General features: G+C 47.8%; 1 protein-coding gene. It reads left to right on the forward strand.

From position 1 onward, the window contains the following. On the forward strand, nt 1-360 hold a 360-nt coding region (locus tag QTO06_RS25420; RefSeq protein ID WP_331410359.1), incomplete at its 5' end, for a hypothetical protein. Nucleotides 361-492: the final 132 nt, after the last annotated feature.

Here is a 492-nt window from a genome sequence, read left to right on the forward strand (position 1 = left end):
ATTTATGACAGCCTCGTCTACGGTGATGGACACAACATCACCGACTCTTGTAACAGCGCGGCTGTGTGGTGTTACGGCTACCTGGCAAAAACCAGCAACATCAATCGGGCGTTTAGTGCCTCAGACAAAGAAGTGCTGTCTGCTTCAATGGTGCAGATGGCCATCTACAAATTAGGTGCGCATCACTTCTTCAACATTGAAGAGCCAGAAGAGTTGGCATACGCGCTCATCGATTCCATTCTTGGCATTAACAAAGATGACACTGGCACATCCATCTACGTCGGAGCTGCAGTAGCGAAAGATGAAAAATCTAACATTGTTCACAAACCTGGTTGCAGGTTTGCCTTCTGGCGTCATTGAAGACTTCTATCCCCAACCGACAGAGATTGGCTCTGAGTCTGTCAATGTCACCAATTATTATTTTGGGGCGATTCGAGCCATGATGCTTGATGACCAAATCAGCTCGGACGTTGACATGCGTCATGCGTTCGC

The organism is Vibrio sp. M260121 (assembly GCF_036533715.1).
Lineage (GTDB): Bacteria > Pseudomonadota > Gammaproteobacteria > Enterobacterales > Vibrionaceae > Vibrio.